The organism is Dyella sp. BiH032, assembly GCF_031954525.1.
Lineage (GTDB): Bacteria > Pseudomonadota > Gammaproteobacteria > Xanthomonadales > Rhodanobacteraceae > Dyella_D.
The window spans coordinates 3,758,988-3,776,260 of the sequence record NZ_CP134867.1 but is presented as its reverse complement, the minus strand read 5'-3'; the positions used below and the strand labels follow the sequence as shown (position 1 = coordinate 3,776,260).

The window sequence follows — 17,273 nt, the reverse complement described above, 5'->3', positions numbered from 1 at the left end:
CGATTAACTCGGTGGGCACGGCCCACCTGTCCCCTGAAGGAGTGCAAGTGATGAAAGCCCCCGTTCGCGTTGCCGTTACCGGCGCTGCCGGCCAGATCGGTTATGCCCTGCTGTTCCGCATCGCCGCCGGCGACATGCTCGGCAAGGACCAGCCGGTGATCCTGCATCTGCTGGAGATCACCCCGGCGCTGCCCGCCCTGCAGGGCGTGGTGATGGAACTGAACGATTGTGCGTTCCCGACCCTGGCCGGCGTCGTCGCCACCGACGACCTCAACGTCGCCTTCAAGGACGTGGACTACGCCCTGCTGGTCGGCGCGCGTCCGCGTGGCCCGGGCATGGAGCGCAAGGACCTGCTCGAAGCCAACGGCGCCATCTTCGGCCCGCAGGGCAAGGCGCTGAACGACCACGCCAAGCGCGACGTGAAGGTGCTGGTGGTGGGCAACCCGGCCAACACCAATGCGCTGATCGCCCAGCAGAACGCCCCGGACCTCGATCCGAAGTGCTTCACCGCGATGGTGCGCCTGGACCACAACCGCGCTCTGTCGCAGCTGGCCGAGAAGACCGGTGCGCACACCACCGACATCAAGAAGGTCACCATCTGGGGCAACCACAGCTCCACCCAGTATCCGGACCTGCACCAGGCTTCGGTGAAGGGCAAGCCGGCGCTCGAGCAGGTGGACCAGGCCTGGTACGAAGGCACCTTCATCCCGACCGTGCAGCAGCGCGGCGCGGCGATCATCAAGGCGCGCGGCGCGTCGTCCGCTGCGTCGGCCGCGTCGGCCGCGATCGACCACATGCGCGACTGGGCGCTGGGTACCGTGGACGGTGACTGGGTCTCGATGGGCATTCCTTCCGACGGCTCGTACGGCATCGCTCCGGGCGTGATCTACGGCTACCCGGTGACGGTGAAGAACGGCAAGTACGAGATCGTGCAGGGCCTGGCGATCAACGACTTCTCGCGCGCCCGCATGGAAGCGACCGACAAGGAACTGCGCGAAGAGCGCGCCGGCGTCGAGCACCTGTTCGCCAAGAAGTAAGCCGCTTCGGTATCGAAGCTGAGGAAGGGCGGCCCTTGGGCCGCCCTTCTTCGTTGAGGAACTCAGTGCGTCGCCGCCTGCACGCTTTCCCACGCGCTGCGCACATAGGCCAGCAGCGGTTCGTCCACCGAGCTGCCGCTGCGCAGGTCCGGCTCCTTCGCATAGGCCTCGCGAATGCGGGCATGCGTGGCCGGGTCGTCGCCGGCATAAGCGAAGAACAGCTCCATCCAGCGCCGCGCCTTGGCCTGCACGTGCGGGTGCGCGGGCGGAAGCTGGTCGTTCATGGCATGGCGCAGTTCCGCGATCAGCACGGGCCAGGCATGCATCTGCGCGCCGTAATGCGCCTGCATTCGCTCCATCTCCCGCGCATCCAGGTAGTGGGCGAAGATCGACAGCCGCGCGGCGATCAGCGACTGCTCCACGAAGCGCTCCAGCTCGCGGGTGATGCCGCTGCGCTCGCGCATGCAGGGCTCTTGTTCGTTGATGTCCAGCAGGCGCAACAGATAGGCGGGGTTGTTGCCGGTGCCGCGCCCGAGCATGGTCATCCAGCGCAGCGCCAGCAGCTGTGCGTCGTGGTCCTGTGCGGTCGCGCCGCGGTCCATCGCCGCCTGCACCGCGGTGACCAGCGCCCTCCATTCGGGCAGTACGTCGGGGTCGGTGTGCAGCGGCAGGGTCTTCAGTTCGTCGGCGGAAAAGTACTTTTCGTACATGGTCATGGTCTCGAGCGTGTCCAGCCAGTCGGCCAGGTCGGGGGACTGTCCGGTATCCAGCTGTATGCGCAGCCGGAGCAGCCGCTCGCGCAGCAGCGCGGCCTTGGCCAGCTCGCGGTCGAGGCTGGCGATCTGGCGATCGATCACCTCCGGCAGCGGCGCCTGCGGCCCGGACAGGGCGTCTCCGATGGCGGCCAGCGACAGGCCCAACTGGTGCAGGGCGCGGATGCGATGCAGGCGTTCGATGTTCGCCCGATCGTAGAGTCGATAGCCGGCAGCGGAGCGCACTGAAGGCTTCAGCAGGCCGATGGTGTCGTAGTGATGCAAGGTGCGGACGGTCAGCCCGCAACGCCGCGCCAGTTCGCCAACAGTCAACAGCATGGGGTTCTCCTTCGGTGCGGGGCCGAACACTGAGGCCTTACGTTACGTAAGGGTCAAGCATCGCGATAGCCGCCGCTGCGAGCCTCTGTTAAAACACCAGCGGTCGCGCCTCCGGCGCGAAGGGCAACGGCCGCCGGCGGCGACCGATCCGTCCGCTCAGAAGAAGAGGGCAGCCGTGCAAACCATTCTTGTCGCCGACGATCACCCGATGTTCCGCGCTGCGATCCTGCACGCGCTGCGTGAGGCGCTGCCCGGCGCGCGCATGCTGGAGGTGGCCAGCCAAAGCGCGCTGGAAACCGCATTGGCCGGCGCAGCGGCCATCGATCTGGTGCTGCTGGACCTGGCGATGCCCGGCGCGATGGGTTTTTCCTCGCTGGTGCTGCTGCGCGGCGAGCGCCCGGAGGTGCCGGTCATCGTGATCTCGTCCAACGATCATCCACGCACGGTGCGCCGGGCGCAGCAGTTCGGCGCCGCGGGTTTCGTGTCCAAGTCGGCGCCCGTGGGCACGTTGGGCGAGGCCGTGCGCGAGGTGCTCGCAGGCGGCAGCTGGTTCCCCGCCGAGAAGGCCGAGCGCAGTGAGCAGGATGCCGCGCTGGCGGCACGGCTGGCGCAGCTCACGCCGCAGCAGCTGCGTGTGTTGATGTTGCTTGCGGAGGGGTTGCTCAACAAGCAGATCGCCGATCAGCTCGGATTGGCGGAGAACACGGTGAAGATTCATGTGACGGCGGTGTTGAAGAAGTTGGATTGCCGGTCGCGGACGCAGGCGGCGGTGTTGGCGAAGTCGCTGGATTTGGATGAGTCGCCGTCGACGGCGATTTGAGGTCAGGGTGGGCGTAGGTTGGGGTGAGCCTGCGAACCCCAACGGGAGGCGCTGAGTCAGCCTCGCCCCTACCTACTCGTCATTCCGTCGCGGGCCGGACGGAGTGCGTCGCGCGGAGAACGCCTGGAGGGCCGCCCCGAAGGGGCGGGCGTAGCGAGTCATCCAGTGGCGGTATCGCTCGGTTGTCGCGACGTGGTCGCCAGTCTGGTCTCGCCCGGAGGGCGAGGGTTTCGCTCTCCTGCCGGAGAGCGAGTTACTTCTTCTTTGCTTGCCCAAAGAAGAAGTAACCAAGAAGAAAAGGCCCCCTGCGCGGCGCCCTCCGCAGCCTACGCTGCTCCGGGTGCGTTGAGGGCTGGCCGGGCTTTTCGACAGGGCATCCATGCCCTGATCGAAAAGGCGGGGACGTCCTGTCCCCGCCCGCCTTTGGCGGCCTGATCGTCCAGCCCTCACCGCCGCGAAGGGAACCCGGGAGATCAAGAGCGACACGGAGCGTCGCTTCGCTCGCTCTTGCTTGCCTCGGTACCGCACTTCTCCTTCTCCCCTCCGGGCGACCCGAAGGTAGTCCCCGTGGGAGAGAAGGCGGGATGAGGGGTGCTACGGAGCGAAACTTCCGTCGTTTGCCGCCCTCGCTTCGCCGAGGCTCGCCAGCAGCATCTGCGACATCATCGCCCGCAGGGCGGCGGGGGTGGCGGGTTTGGCCAGGAAGCGGAGGCCGGCTTCCTGGACGCGTGTTCGCGTCTGCGGGTCTTTCTGTGCGGAGAGCACGATGGTCGGTGGTTGCTTGCCCCATTGCATGGCGAGGCGGGGCAGCAGGTCCAGGCCGGTGTGTTCGTCGCCGAGCTGGTAGTCCAGTAGCAGCAGGTCGGGGGCGGCGTTGGCGTGGGCCAGCGCCAAGGCCTGCTCCGCGCCGTCCGCGAGGGTGACCTCGCAACCCCAGTGCCGCAGCAGCGCGGCGGTGGCTTCGCGGACCTGCGGGGCGTCGTCGACGCACCAAACGCTACAGCCGCGCAGGGGGGAATCCTCGTCTGTCACCGTGCCGTTCGGCTTGGCCGGTTCCGCGACACCGACGGGGTCGCCCAAGGGCACGGTGACAGAGAACACGCTGCCGCGTTCCGGCCAGGAGCGCAGGCCGATGCGGTGGCCGAGCAGCCTTGCGATGCGGTCGACGATCGACAGGCCCAGGCCGGCACTGCGGCCATCGCGGTCGATGCCGGTGTCGAGGCGGCGGAACTCCTCGAAGATCGCCTGCTGCTTGGTCGCGGGAATGCCCACGCCGGTATCCCACACTTCGATGCGCACGCTGTCGTGCCCGCGGCGGCAGCCGAGCAGTACGCGCCCGCGTGGCGTGTAGTGGATCGCGTTGGAAAGGAAGTTCTGCAGGATGCGCCGCAGCAGCAGCGGGTCGCTATGTACCATTGCATGGCTGGGTACGTAGTGCAGCACCAGGCCGCGCGATTGCGCAAGGATGCCGAACTGCCGCGCCAGACCCGTGAGCAGCGGCTCCAGCGGCAGATCCACGGGCTTGGCGGCCAGGGCGCCCGCTTCCAGCCGCGCGATGTCGAGCAGGCTGGCGAGCAGTTCGTCCTGCGCTTCCAGCGCGCTTTCCACCCGGTCGGCCAGTTCGCGGTCGTCGCCGCCGGGCAGGTGGCCGCGCAGCACGCCCACGTACATTCGCGCCGCGTTGAGCGGCTGCAGCAAGTCGTGCACGGCCGCGGCGACGAAGCGGGTCTTGCTGCGGTTGGCGCGTTCGGCCTCGGCCTTGGCCGCTTCGAGGTCGCGCGTGCGTTCTTCGATGCGCTGTTCGAGCGTGGTGGCGAGGTTGCGCAGCTCGCGCGCGGCGGCCTTGTACGCGGTGATGTCGGCGAAGCTGGTGACGAAGCCACCGCCGGGCAGCGGGTTGCCGCGGATTTCCAGCACGCTGCCGTCGGGCCGTTCGCGCTCGAACATGTGCGCCGAACCGCTGCGCATATGATCGAGGCGGCGCTGGATCGCTTCCTCCACCGAGCCGGGGCCGAGCCGGCCGAGCCGCGCGTTGTAGCGCAGCACCTCTTCGATCGGCATGCCGGCACGCAGCAGGCCGGGCGGGAATTTGAAGATCTCCTGGTAGCGCGTATTCCAGGCGACCAGGCGCAACTCTTTGTCGACCACGCTGACGCCCTGGGGCAGATGTTCCAGGCTGGCGTTGCGGCTGGCGGCGGCTTCGGCGGCCTGCACCACGCTGTCCTGCGCCGAGCGCAGCTCGCCGGTGTAGTGGGCGACCAGGCGCTCCAGTTCGGCACGGCTTTGCAGGCGATGCTGGATCAGCCGGCGGCGTTGCTGCAGGAACAGGCCGAAGAAGATCAGCGGCGCCCAGGCCGCCGCCGCGACCGCGGCGGCGACGCGTGCTGTGGCGAGGCTGCGGGAAGCACTGCGCAGCAGGTGCAGGGTCCAGCCTTCCAGCGGCAGGCTCAGCGAGGTCCACAGCAGCGGGCCCCGCATGGCCGGCTCCGTGGCGCGGACCAGGAGGCTGCCGTCGTCCAGTTCGTCCAGGGTGCGGTATCGGGCCGGCCGCAGCTGCTGTCCCTCGTACTGGCGGGTGGCTTCGAGACGTGCCGCCTCGTCGGGGCGCAGGGCGGCAAGTTCGCGGAATTCCCATTCGTTGCGGTTGGTGAGGAATACGATGCCCATCTTGTCGCTCAGCAGCAGCGTGTCTTCGCCGTGCAGCCACTCGCGTTCGAGCTCGCCCAGCGGAACTTTCACCGAGATCACGCCGAGCACTTCGCCTTTGGCGCCCTTGACCGCTTCGGCGATGAAGTAGCCCGGCACGTGCGTGGAGATGCCGACGGCGTAGAACGTACCGAGCCCCTTGGCCACCGCTTGCTGGAAGTACGGCCGGAAATCGTAGCGGTGGCCGACGTTGCTGCTCGGCTCGCGCCAGTTGTTGGCGGCCAAGGCGAGTCCGTCGCGGTCCAGCAGGGTGAGCGTGGAAGCGTGGGTGACCCCGTTGGCGTGTTCCAGCTTGACGTTGAGGTAGTGCTGCGTGGCGGCGTCCGGCGGTGTGACCAGGGCGGCGCGCAGCTCCGGGTCGAGCGCCAGCGTACCCGGTAGGACGCGATAACGATCGATCAGCCGCTGCAGAGCCAGCGATTGCAGTTGCAGCTGCTGTGCGCTGTCCTCGGCCAGGTTGCCCAGCGCGTGGCGCAGGGCGATGCGGTAGGCGAGCAGGGCAGACAGCGCGATGCCGGCCGCGAGCAGGGCGGCGACGGCGGCGGTCTTGCCATGGCGGAACGAGATGGCCATGCCTGTTCGGGAACGGAATGCCTGTTCGGATCGGGCGGCCTGGCATCCATTCCCCGCGCGACGCGCGCGGCGTTCAGTCCTCGACGATGCGCGAATGCCGCCGGGTATCGCGCATGCCTATGTATACCAGCAGGGAACAGGTGATGCAGGCGGTGACGTACCAGTAGAAGTAGTCCTCGTGGCCGATCTTCTTGAACCACAGCGCCAAGTACTCGGCGGTGCCGCCGAAGACCGACAGCGCCAGCGCATAGGGCAGGCCGACGCCGATCGCGCGGATCTCGGTGGGGAACAGCTCCGCCTTCACCACCGCGTTGATCGAGGTATAGCCGCTGACGATGACCAGCGCGAGCATGATCAGGCCGAACGCCTGCCACCAGTCGTGGGCTTCCTTGAGCGTGGATAGGATGGGGTAGGTGCCTAACGCGCCGAGTACGCCGAAGCCGATCAGCAGCGGCCGGCGGCCGATGCGGTCCGACAGCGCGCCGAAGGCCGGTTGCAGCAGCGCGTAGATGAACAGCGCCGCGGTGGAGATCGAGGTGGCGTCGTCCTTGCTCATGCCGGCCGAGTTCACCAGGAATTTCTGCATGTACGTGGTGTACGTATAGAAGGCCAGCGTGCCGCCCATGGTCAGGCCGATCACGGTCAGCACCTCGCGCGGATGGCGCAGCAGGGTGCGTAGCGGGCTCTCCAGGTGCGCGGCCTTCTTGAACGACGCCGTCTCGTCCATGTTGCGGCGGATGATCACCGCGATCACCGCCAGCAGGGCGCCGATCAGGAACGGAATGCGCCAGCCCCAGGCATGCAGCTGCTCGGCGCTGAGCACGAATTGCTGCAGCACCACCAGCAGCGCGAGCGCGATGAGCTGACCGGCCACCAGGGTCACGTACTGGATGCTGGACCAGAAGCCGCGGCTTTCGCGCGGTGCCATCTCGCTGAGATAGGTGGCGGAGGTACCGTATTCGCCGCCGATCGACAGGCCCTGAAGCAGGCGCGCCAGTACCAGCAGGATCGGCGCGGCCACGCCGATGTGCTCGTAGCCGGGCGACAGGCCGATGATCAGCGAACCCAGGCTCATCATGAACACCGACAGCAGCAGGGCGGCCTTGCGCCCGCGCCGGTCGGCGAAGGTGCCCAGCAGCCAGCCGCCCAGCGGGCGCATCAGGAAGCCCACCGCGAAGATGCCGGAGGTGTTGAGCAGCTGCGTGGTCTGATCGCTCGCCGGAAAGAACACGTGGGCGAAGTACAGCGAGAACGCCGAATACACATACCAGTCGTACCACTCGACCAGGTTGCCGATCGAGCCGCTGAAGATCGAGCGCAGGCGCTGGCCGGCCGTCATGGCCGGGGCGCGCGCGGCGAGTGCTTGTATCGTCGTGCTCATGCGTCTGTCGCCTCTTTCCCGGTCAGAAGTACACCTGCGCGCGCAGCTCGAGGATGTCCGGGTCTTCGCGCTTGCCCTGACGCGTGGCGTGGACCTTCACGTAGTTCGCCTGGAACTTGAAGTGCTGCGTGAGATACCAGTTGGCGCCGAAGGTGAGGTCATGCTCGCGGCCGCCGAGGATCTTGCCGTGGTCCAGGTCCAGCGTGCTGTAGCGCATGAGCAGCTCCACGGCACCCCACGCGCCGCGTGGCTTGATATTGCCGACGTTGCCGGCGGTGTATGGGCGCGATTCGCCGGTCAGCACATAGCTGCCGAAGGCATACCAGCCGTCGGCGGTGTAGTCGGGCAGGCCGTCCGCGCGCTCGCTGTGGGCGTGCAGGTACTCGCCCTGGAACGAGAGCGGACCATGGATCCACAGCCCCTCCAGGCCCAGGCGGCGATTGCTGTCGACGTGACTGAGCGAGCCGCTGTCGATCAGGCGCACGGTCGTCAGGCCAGCCTCGGGCCTGGCGCGCCAGCGCGCCGCGGGCGAATGATCGACGCCGCGGCCGTCGGTGGTGGCGTCCGGGTGCTCCACCGACGCGGAGACGCCGAGGTGCAGCACATCGCCTTCCTTCTTCAGCGGGGTCCATGCGGCGCGTGCGGCGACGGTGGTGCCGTCGTTGTCGCCTTGCAGGTCTTCGCCGAAGTAGTAGCCGGCATTGATGAGGTACGTCGGGCGCTCGAATGCCCAGTCGATGCCCGTGCGGCGCGTTTCATAGAACGCCTGCAGCGGCAGGGCCAGTTCCATGAAGCTGTCGTTGCGCGCGCTGGTGACGCCTTCGAAGCCGACGGGCAGCTTGCTGTAACCGAAGCGGAGCTTGCCGTAGTCCTGGCCGAACAGCCATTTGGTCTCCATGCGCCAATAGACGTCCAGCCACTGCTTGGACTGGAAGTCGAAATAGACCATGGCGTCCCACTGGTCCTTCTTGCGCGCGATGAAGCCGAACTCCTTGCGCCGGTTGGTGTGGGCGTCCTCCAGCTTCTTGCTGCCGCTGACGTCCATCCAGTCGTACTGGTAGTTGCCGTAGAGCATCCACTCGCTGCCGCCCGGCGCGGTGTACTTGATCGGCCAGTTGTTGATGTCGGCGGCGCGGGCGCCGGCAGGGAGGCCCACGCCCACACTGCAGGCAAGAAGGGAGACGGCGAACGCGCGAAAGGATGTCATGGCGGCCTCGTGGGCTTCGGAAGGAACCGGCGGCTCAGCCGGCGTCGGAGAGCAGGGTGGCCTCGTCCGCGGCGGGCGAGGGCGGGCGGCCGTCCAGCGCGGCCTGCAGGCTGGCGTGGTCGAGTTCCTTCTCCCAATGCGAGACCACCACGGTGGCCACGCCGTTGCCGATGATGTTGGTGATGGCGCGCGCTTCGCTCATGAAGCGGTCGATGCCCAGGATCAGCGAAAGGCCGGCCACTGGCACCGAAGGTACGACCGCGAGTGTGGCGGCCAACGTGATGAAACCCGCGCCCGTGACGCCGGACGCGCCTTTGGACGTCAGCATCGCCACCGCGAGCAGGGTCAGTTCCTGGGTGAGCGACAGTTCCACGCCCAGCGCCTGCGCGACGAAGATCGCGGCCATGGTCAGGTAGATGTTGGTGCCGTCCAGGTTGAACGAATAGCCGCTGGGCACCACCAGGCCGACCACGGACTTGGAACAGCCCAGCCGTTCCAGTTTCTGCATCAGCGGAACCAGCGCGGATTCGGACGACGAGGTGCCCAGCACCAGCAGCAGTTCGTCGCGGATGTAGCGGAGGAATTTGAAGATGCTGAAGCCGGTGGCGCGCGCGATCGCGCCGAGCACCACCACCACGAACAGCACGCAAGCCAGATAGAAACTGCCCATCAGCTTCAGCAGCGGCCCCAGGCTGTGCACGCCGTACTTGCCGATGGTGAAGGCCATCGCGCCCATCGCACCGAGCGGCGCCAGGCGCATGATCATGCCCATGATGCGGAAGAACACCTTGGACAGCGATTCCAGCAGCGTCATCACCGGTTTGGCGCGCTCGCCGACGTGGATCATGGCAAAGCCGAACAGCAGGGCGAGCAGCAGCACCTGCAGCAGGTCGCCGTCGCCGCTGAAGGCATCGCTGAAGGTCTTGGGGATCAGGTGCAGCAGGAATTGCACGGTGCCCTGCTCGTGCGCGGCATTGGCGTACTTGGCCACCGCCGCGGCATCGAGGGAGGCCGGGGTGGCATTGAAGCCGACGCCCGGCTTGAGCGTGTTGACCACCACCAAGCCGATCACCAGCGCGAAGCTGGAGACCACTTCGAAGTAGAGAATCGCCTTCGCGCCCACGCGGCCGACTTTCTTCACGTCGGAGACGCCGGCGATGCCCAGCACCACGGTGAGGAAGATGATCGGGCCGATCAGCATCTTCACCAGCGCGATGAAACCGTCGCCCAGCGGTTTGAGCGCCACGCCGGTCTCGGGCGAGTAGTGGCCGATCAGTCCGCCCGCGACGATCGCGAGCAGGACCCAGAAATAGAAGTGGCGATAGAACTGGCGCATGACGGCATCCCGGAAGGGGGTGTCCGGGAGCTTGTCAGGCGGCTGGGCGGGGGCAAATAACACATACCGGCTAGTTGGGAGTGGCCCGGCTTCCCTGCATGGAGAGGCCGGGCCGGGCGGCATGGCGACTGGCGGCGCCATGGCGGAACGCTCCCGTCCGCCACGGACATTGGGCTGCCAGCTGATTCAGTGTGCCGAGTTCTTGCGCGTGGGTGCGCGTCAGAATTCCACGTGCGCTCGCAGGGCCACGAAGCGCGCCGGCCCACGGTCGCGGTTGTAACCGGGGTGCCGCACCCATTGCAGATCCGGGCTCAGCGTCAGGTGTTCGAAGGGCATGAAGCTGTAGTAGGCCTCCACGATCTGCTCGCGCCCGTAGTTCAGCGCGCCATCGCCCAGCACGAATCCGCTGCCGCCCAGGGCGAGGTACTCCCGGTGCGGTGCCGAAAGCGCATTCACCGCCACGCCCACGCTCAGATGGTCCTGCGTGCGCCCCCAGTGGGCTCCGGACAGCTGGAATCCGCCGCCGACGGTGCGATCCACTTCGGTGAACGCGAACGACTCGTTGCGCCCGTCGTTCCAGCCCGCGCGCATGAACAGCCCGGTATCGCCGTCGTCCGCCAACGGTAGCTCGCCGTTGAGGCCGAAGCCGTACTTGTGGCGGCCCGGACGGTCGTCGGCGCGGATGTCCGGCACCGTGCCGTTCGCCAGCGCCTCGGCGATGACCTTGCGGTAGATGCCCATGCTGGCCTGGTTCTGGAAGACCAGGGCGCGCAGCGCCCAGCCGTCCTTCTGCGGCTGGAGGGTCAGCTCCATCTGCTGTCCGCGCGCGCGTTGCAGCGACGGCACGAGCTGCGAGCCATTCGCTTCGCGCGGCATGCGGTAGATGCCGTAGCGCAGGCTCCAGCCGGATTCGACCAGGCCGACCATCAGGCCTTCCGTATAACCGCGCGTATCGGCGGCGAAGTCCCACGCGACGTCATTGAACAGCGCCCAGTTCATGAACTGCGTGCGCGTGCCATTGGCGTAGCGGTTCTTGTCGAAGTCGTCGTTGATGGCCATCTTGCCGATCTTCACTTCGAGCCGGCGCGACGCTTCCTTGCCCGGCAGCTGATCCATGGCGCGCTCGACGTCGTCGGTCTCGTCGCCCAGCGGCAGCGTCCAGCGCAGGAAACGGCGCGCGACGTACGGCGTCTTGCCCAGGCTGGCGGAGCCGGAACGGATGACATCGCCATTGGTGAGGCCACCCATGCCGGTGGCGCCGCTGACGCCTTCGCCCTTGAACATTTCCACGTCGACGTAGAACTGGAAGTGCGCCGGCAGGGCGACGCCGAGGTATGCGCCGAACGTGTGCGAACGCTGGGTGTCGGTGCGCGCGCTGAGACTGAGCGGGCCGGCGTACGGCGAGCGCACCCGGTCCTGATGCTGGTCGACGAAGGTGTACTGCGCGCCGAGCCACTGGGGCACGAACAGGGGCGCTTCGTCGGCGTGAAGGGGCAGGGCGGCCAGCAAGGCGGCGGCCGCGAAGAGACGTGCGACTTTCATCGTTCATTCCGTGCAGGGGCGCGGAATGACGCGATCAGGCGGACCCGACCCCGTTCACGGCCGCGCCGTGGATACGCAGGTTGTGTGGCGCCGTCATGCCGCGCGCGCGGCAGGTGACGCCCGTGGCAGGGTCACTGTCCATGAGGGGTCGGGGTGGTCTCGTGAATGCCCTGGAGCAGGGCGGGCGCATCGTCGCTGTGCGGTTGCAGCATGTCAATCGTTTGTTCTTGCGGGCGCGCATGAAAAAAGGCCGCCTTGCGGCGGCCTTCTCCGTAACGATGGCGTGGGGCGATCAGCCGCCGCGCGAAGCCTTCTTGCGATCGTTCTCGGTGAGGTGCTTCTTGCGCAGGCGGATTTCCTTGGGCGTGATCTCCACCAGCTCGTCGTCGTCGATGAAGTCCAGCGCCTGTTCCAGCGAGAACTTGATCGCGGGCGTCAGCTGGATCGCGTCGTCCTTGCCCGAGGCGCGCATGTTGGTCAGAGGCTTGGGCTTGATCGCGTTCACGGTCAGGTCGTTGTCCTTCGCGTGGATGCCCACCAGCTGGCCTTCGTAGACCGAGTCGCCTTCCGCCGCGAACAGCTTGCCGCGTTCCTGCAGCGGCCCCAGCGAATAGGCGGGCGTGGTGCCGGCGGCGTTGGCGATCATCACGCCGTTGAGACGCTTGGCGATCTGCCCTTCTTCCTTCGGACCGTAGTGGTCGAACACATGGAACAGCAGGCCCGAACCCTGGGTGAGGGTCTTGAACTGATTCTGGAAGCCGATCAGGCCGCGCGCCGGGATCATGTACTCGAGGCGCACGCGGCCCTTGCCGTCCGGCTCCATGTTCTTGAGCTGGCCCTTGCGCACGCCCAGGCGCTCCATCACCGGGCCCTGGTGGATCTCTTCCACGTCGACCACCAGCTGCTCGTACGGCTCCATCTTCTGGCCGTCGATCTCCTTGATGATCACTTCCGGACGCGACACGGCCAGCTCGTAGCCTTCGCGGCGCATGTTCTCGATCAGCACCGACAGGTGCAGCTCGCCGCGGCCGGAAACCAGGAATTTGTCGGCGTCCGAGCCCTGCTCGACGCGCAGCGCCACGTTGTGGACCTGCTCGCGCTCGAGGCGCTCCTTGATCTGGCGGCTGGTGAGGAACTTGCCGCCGGAGAGGTCCTTGTTACCGGCGAACGGCGAGTTGTTCACCTGGAAGGTCATGCTGATGGTCGGCTCGTCCACCGTCAGCGCCGGCAGCGCCTCGGGCGCGTCGAGCGCGGTCACGGTGTCGGAAATGGTCAGCTCCTGGATGCCGGAGATGGCCACGATGTCGCCGGCCTCGGCGGTGTCCTGCTCGATGCGCTCCAGGCCCATGAAGCCCAGCACCTGCAGCACCTTGCCCTGGCGCTTCTTGCCATGGCGGTCGATCACGGCCACCGGCATGTTCTTCTTCAACGTGCCGCGCTGGATGCGGCCGATGCCGATCACGCCGACGAAGTTGTTGTAGTCGAGCTGGCTGATGCGCATCTGGAACGGGCCTTCCGGATCCACGTCCGGCTTGGGCGCGTGCTTCATGATGGCTTCGTACAGCGGGGTCATGTCGCCCTCGCGGACTTCCGGGTCGAGCGAGGCGTAGCCGTTGAGCGCCGAGGCGTAGACGATCGGGAAGTCCATCTGCTCCGGCGTGGCGCCGAGGCGGTCGAACAGATCCCACACCTGCTCGACGACCCACTCCGGACGGGCGCCCGGGCGGTCGATCTTGTTGACCACCACGATCGGCTTGAAGCCCATCGCGAAGGCCTTCTGGGTGACGAAGCGGGTCTGCGGCATCGGGCCGTCCATCGCATCGACCAGGATCAGCACGGTGTCCACCATCGACAGCACGCGCTCCACCTCGCCGCCGAAGTCGGCGTGTCCGGGGGTGTCGACGATGTTGATGCGGTTGCCCTGCCAGGTGATGGCGGTGTTCTTGGCCAGGATGGTGATGCCGCGCTCTTTTTCCTGGTCGTTGCTGTCCATCACGCGTTCGGCCAGCACGGTGCGCTCCGAGAGCGTGCCGGACTGCTTCAGCAGCTGGTCGACGAGCGTGGTTTTGCCGTGGTCGACGTGGGCGACGATGGCGATATTGCGCAGATTTTCGATGGACATGGGATCGGCTCGGGCGGCCGGAGGGCCGTCGCGTAGGTTTCTCAAGGGCGAATCGGCCAATTATACGGAGTTATGTGACAGCTTGCTTGAACGCCGTTTTCAAGCGCCGCTCCCTCGGCGTGTCGAGGAGCGGACGCCGTCTCGAGCCGCGCCGGACGGCTAGCGGGCCGCGCCGGCCGGCTCGCCGTCCGCCACCGGATCGCCGTGCCGGCAATCGGCCGGCAGGTACTTGTCCTCGACGCCCTCGGCCCGGCAGTGCCAGGTCCAGGCCTGGCCCGCCTGCTCCGGCGTCAGCACCACGGTGCCTCCGGACAGCTTGGCCTGGCCCGTCCCGGCGAGGCTCAGCTCGATCCTGCCGGTGCCGATGGCCAGCGCGCCATGGGCGTCCTCGTCCAGGCCGGCTTCCTTGGCATTCTTCGGCCAGCGGCCCGTGGTCTGGCGGAACTCGATCATGGAGATCTTGGCCGGTTCGGCGGTGGCCAGGGTCTGGGCGACCTTGCTGCGCAGGCTGTAGTCCTGGTACGCGGGAATCGCCACGGCCGCGGCTATGGCGGCGGTGGCGACGGCGACCATGCCGTTGGAGCCGCTGGTCACCATCTCCAGCGGATTCTGTTCGTAGGTCAGGCCGAGGGAGAGGTCGTTCTGGCTGGCATCGAGGCTTGCGCCGATCACGCCGTCACGAGGCAGGTCGAGTGTGTGGGCGGCCGGCAGCGCGGACAGGTCGACCGTGCCGCCGCTGGCATCGTCGACGTACTGGAGCAGCTGCAGGTAGCCGTAATAGGCCTTGCGCTGCGCATCGCGCGACGTGGCGGTATAGGCGAGCAGGCCCGCCGTGCCGGGATGGGCCTGGACCTTCAGCCACTCGTCCATGCGCGTATCCAGCTTGGCGGCGGCGCGATCGGCGAGGGCCTGGGGCAGCTTGGCGAAGACGAGGTAATCGCCGTCTTCGATCCAATACAGATGGGAACCGAGGCGGCCGAGCAGCGCGAGCAGGGTGCCCTGGTCCTTGTCATGGCCATCTTCGCCCTCGCCATGCAGGCGATCGCCGAAGTGGCCGGGGATCCACAGCGAATGCACCTGGGCACCTTCCACGGGGAGAACCCGGTAACTCCAATGCCGCGTCTGGGCCAGGTCCTCCAGGCGGGCGTACAGGGCTTTACGGTCGCGCACGCGCATGGCCGTGTAGGTGCCGGCGTCGTCCTCGTAGTTGACTAGCTCGGGGCCGATCCATTGGCTGAGCTCGGCAAGGTCGAAGCCCGCCTTCTGCTTCAACTCGCCCATGGCTTTGCGATAGGCACCGGCGCGCTCGGCGCCGAAGTTCAGCGTGAGGCTGTCCTCGAACGCCTTGACCTGCTCGGTGCCGGGCAAGGCCATGGTCACCACCCAGGAAGGCTTGCCCGCGACCTTGAAGCCCGGCACGAATTGCTTCGGTGCCAGATACCCCAGCAGGCGGGCCTGCGGCGCGTGCAGGCGCACCTGGAACCGGCCGTGGCCGTCCACCGCGCCCCAGCCGAAGGCGATGCTGTCGGCCTTGGCGGTGAAGTCGCCCGGCAGCGTGCCCACCTGATCGGCGGGGATCGCGCCGGATGCGAGGCCGCCGAGGCCGTGCGTGCTAAACCAGGCGAACATGCCTTGGCCGGAAGCGTCGATCCGCGCTTCCTGCGCGGCCACCCGGGCGACCACGTCGCTGGCCTCGGGCTTGTTCGTCTCGCCGATCAGCGCGGCGAGCGTGCCGCGGTCCGGAGGCGTGCCGGCGGCGGTGCCGGAGCGTGCCATGAGGACGAACAGGCGTCCGCTCGCGGCGTCGAAATGCAGCAGTTCGCCGGATGCCAGCGCGCCATCGCCCTTGGCGTCGAGCGGCGCCTGCAGGTGCAGCGCGCCGAGCTGCGCGAAGCGGGCATTGAGCGTGGCCACGTCGCGCTGTTCCAACTGGGTAGTCGCCAGCAGCATGCTGCCCGGCGAGAGCATGCCCAGCGGATCGACCGCGGCGACTTCCAGCGGAGAACGCAGGTCCGAGAGCAAGGCGAGCATGAAAGGAGTCGCCCCGGCGTCGGCCAGCAGTTTGTCCTTGGCGATGGCATCGCGCAGCGCCGCGACCGCCTTCAGGTGTTGCTCGCTGGCCAGGGCGGCATCCAGCGGACGGCCATTCGGCACGGCGCCCAGCAGGCCCCACGGCGAAGGAATCCGCACATAGCCCACAGTGCGCGCGGGCAGATGCCGGTTGAGCCAGGCGGGCTGGGAAAGCTGTTCCTGCGCGCGACGCACGGCGTTGGCATCGGCGCTGGGCGCCTGCTCGCGATGACAGGCGCCAAGCATGGCGCACACGGAAAGCACAGCGGCGGAAAGAAGGCGGCGCGACGGTTTCATCCTTGAACTCCTGGATTCCAAAATGATGCTGCGATGGGCGCGGTCGCCGCGCCGGAAGCGGCCGGACTATAGCAAAGCGCCCGGCCGCGGCTCGCGCGTATCGATGCTCCCGTAAAAACCGCTGGGAGTAACGCCGCGGCTGACGCGTCGTGGCGGTTCGATGGCCGGTCAGGACGCAGTGCGCGCCTTCGTCACCCGGCTGGCGGTGTCCTTGTGCAACTGGGCGGAAAGCCAGGCGCCCGCGGCGACCAAAAGATCGAGGTCGACGCCGGTGTGCATGCCCATCCCGTGCAGCATGTAGACCACATCCTCGCTGGCCACGTTGCCGGTGGCGCCCTTGGCGTACGGGCAGCCGCCGGTGCCGGAGACCGCGCTGTCCACCACGCGCACGCCTTCCTCCAGGCAGGCCAGGATGTTGGCGAGCGCCTGGCCGTAGGTGTCGTGGAAATGCACGGCGAGGGCCGCCATCGGCACCTCCGCCGCCACCGCTTTGAGCATGGCGCGGGCCTTGGTCGGGGTGCCGACGCCGATGGTGTCGCCGAGCGAGATCTCATGGCAGCCGAGTTCGTGCAGTCGCGCCGCGACGCGCACCACGTCCGCCACGGGCACTTCGCCCTGGTAGGGGCAGCCGAGCACAGTCGAGACGTAACCGCGCACCTTCAGGCCGTCCGCCTTGGCCAGCTCGAGGACCGGACGGAAGCGCTCGATCGATTCGTCGATGCCGGCATTGATGTTCTTGCGATTGAATGCCTCGGACGCCGCCGCGAACACGGCGACCTCGGCGGCACCCACCTCGCGCGCGCGCCGGTAGCCCTGCTCGTTCGGCACCAGCACGGGATAGCTCACGCCGGGCACCTTGCGGATGCCTTGGAAAACCTCGGCGGCGTCGGCCAGCTGCGGCACCCATTTGGGGCTGACGAAGCTGGTGGCTTCGATCGTCTGCAAGCCGGTGGAAGAGAGGCGGTCGATCAAGGCGATCTTCACGTCGGCCGGAAGCAGCGTCTTTTCGTTCTGCAGACCGTCCCGGGGGCCGACTTCGACGATGCGGACGTGGTGATCGATGCTGTTCATGGCGACGTGAGATCCATGGG

The 17,273-nt window shown here is 67.5% G+C and carries 11 protein-coding genes; 2 read left to right on the top strand and 9 right to left on the bottom strand.

The window, feature by feature from the left end; translation table 11 throughout:
• Positions 1-50: 50 nt before the first annotated feature.
• On the top strand, positions 51-1,037 hold the full coding sequence (locus RKE25_RS16610) for a malate dehydrogenase (RefSeq protein WP_311839206.1): 987 nt from the start codon (positions 51-53) through the stop codon (positions 1,035-1,037).
• Positions 1,038-1,099: 62 nt separating this feature from the next.
• Here the strand turns inward: RKE25_RS16610 and RKE25_RS16605 are convergent, their stop codons facing one another.
• The gene (locus tag RKE25_RS16605) at positions 1,100-2,128 is read right to left on the bottom strand and encodes a MerR family transcriptional regulator (protein WP_311839205.1); all 1,029 of its coding nucleotides are present in this window, start codon (positions 2,126-2,128) and stop codon (positions 1,100-1,102) included.
• Between the two features lie 208 nt (positions 2,129-2,336).
• Here RKE25_RS16605 and RKE25_RS16600 point away from each other — a divergent pair, with 208 nt between their 5' ends.
• A complete protein-coding gene (locus RKE25_RS16600) occupies positions 2,337-2,948 on the top strand; it encodes a response regulator transcription factor (RefSeq protein ID WP_311842415.1) in 612 nt (203 codons plus the stop codon).
• Positions 2,949-3,542: 594 nt separating this feature from the next.
• Here the strand turns inward: RKE25_RS16600 and RKE25_RS16595 are convergent.
• The 8 genes from RKE25_RS16595 to RKE25_RS16560 form a co-directional block, all read right to left on the bottom strand.
• Positions 3,543-6,227, bottom strand: coding sequence for a NahK/ErcS family hybrid sensor histidine kinase/response regulator (locus tag RKE25_RS16595; RefSeq protein WP_311839204.1), 2,685 nt, complete (start codon positions 6,225-6,227; stop codon positions 3,543-3,545).
• A 73-nt stretch (positions 6,228-6,300) separates the two neighbouring features.
• Entirely contained in the window at positions 6,301-7,608 is a 1,308-nt protein-coding gene (locus RKE25_RS16590) for an MFS transporter (RefSeq protein ID WP_311839203.1), read from the bottom strand.
• Positions 7,609-7,630: 22 nt separating this feature from the next.
• Entirely contained in the window at positions 7,631-8,815 is a 1,185-nt protein-coding gene (locus tag RKE25_RS16585; RefSeq protein ID WP_311839202.1) for a porin, read from the bottom strand.
• 34 nt (positions 8,816-8,849) lie between these two features.
• Positions 8,850-10,151, bottom strand: a complete 1,302-nt coding sequence (locus tag RKE25_RS16580) for a dicarboxylate/amino acid:cation symporter (RefSeq protein ID WP_311839201.1) — start codon at positions 10,149-10,151, stop codon at positions 8,850-8,852.
• 219 nt (positions 10,152-10,370) lie between these two features.
• Positions 10,371-11,693, bottom strand: coding sequence for a carbohydrate porin (locus tag RKE25_RS16575; RefSeq protein WP_311839200.1), 1,323 nt, complete (start codon positions 11,691-11,693; stop codon positions 10,371-10,373).
• 292 nt (positions 11,694-11,985) lie between these two features.
• Complete coding sequence (typA, locus tag RKE25_RS16570) at positions 11,986-13,815, bottom strand: translational GTPase TypA (RefSeq protein WP_311839199.1); 1,830 nt, start codon at positions 13,813-13,815, stop codon at positions 11,986-11,988.
• A 159-nt stretch (positions 13,816-13,974) separates the two neighbouring features.
• On the bottom strand, positions 13,975-16,182 hold the full coding sequence (locus tag RKE25_RS16565; protein WP_311839198.1) for a pilin: 2,208 nt from the start codon (positions 16,180-16,182) through the stop codon (positions 13,975-13,977).
• Positions 16,183-16,350: 168 nt separating this feature from the next.
• Positions 16,351-17,244, bottom strand: coding sequence for a hydroxymethylglutaryl-CoA lyase (locus RKE25_RS16560; RefSeq protein ID WP_311842414.1), 894 nt, complete (start codon positions 17,242-17,244; stop codon positions 16,351-16,353).
• Positions 17,245-17,273: the final 29 nt, after the last annotated feature.

Excerpts from the sequence above, each read along its gene's own strand:
- RKE25_RS16610 (WP_311839206.1), top strand. The coding sequence starts at position 51 with ATGAAAGCCCCCGTTCGCGTTGCCGTTACCGGCGCTGCCGGCCAGATC.
- RKE25_RS16605 (WP_311839205.1), bottom strand. The coding sequence starts at position 2,128 with ATGCTGTTGACTGTTGGCGAACTGGCGCGGCGTTGCGGGCTGACCGTC.
- RKE25_RS16600 (WP_311842415.1), top strand. The coding sequence starts at position 2,337 with ATGTTCCGCGCTGCGATCCTGCACGCGCTGCGTGAGGCGCTGCCCGGC.
- RKE25_RS16595 (WP_311839204.1), bottom strand. The coding sequence starts at position 6,227 with ATGGCCATCTCGTTCCGCCATGGCAAGACCGCCGCCGTCGCCGCCCTG.
- RKE25_RS16590 (WP_311839203.1), bottom strand. The coding sequence starts at position 7,608 with ATGAGCACGACGATACAAGCACTCGCCGCGCGCGCCCCGGCCATGACG.
- RKE25_RS16585 (WP_311839202.1), bottom strand. The coding sequence starts at position 8,815 with ATGACATCCTTTCGCGCGTTCGCCGTCTCCCTTCTTGCCTGCAGTGTG.
- RKE25_RS16580 (WP_311839201.1), bottom strand. The coding sequence starts at position 10,151 with ATGCGCCAGTTCTATCGCCACTTCTATTTCTGGGTCCTGCTCGCGATC.
- RKE25_RS16575 (WP_311839200.1), bottom strand. The coding sequence starts at position 11,693 with ATGAAAGTCGCACGTCTCTTCGCGGCCGCCGCCTTGCTGGCCGCCCTG.
- typA (WP_311839199.1), bottom strand. The coding sequence starts at position 13,815 with ATGTCCATCGAAAATCTGCGCAATATCGCCATCGTCGCCCACGTCGAC.
- RKE25_RS16565 (WP_311839198.1), bottom strand. The coding sequence starts at position 16,182 with ATGAAACCGTCGCGCCGCCTTCTTTCCGCCGCTGTGCTTTCCGTGTGC.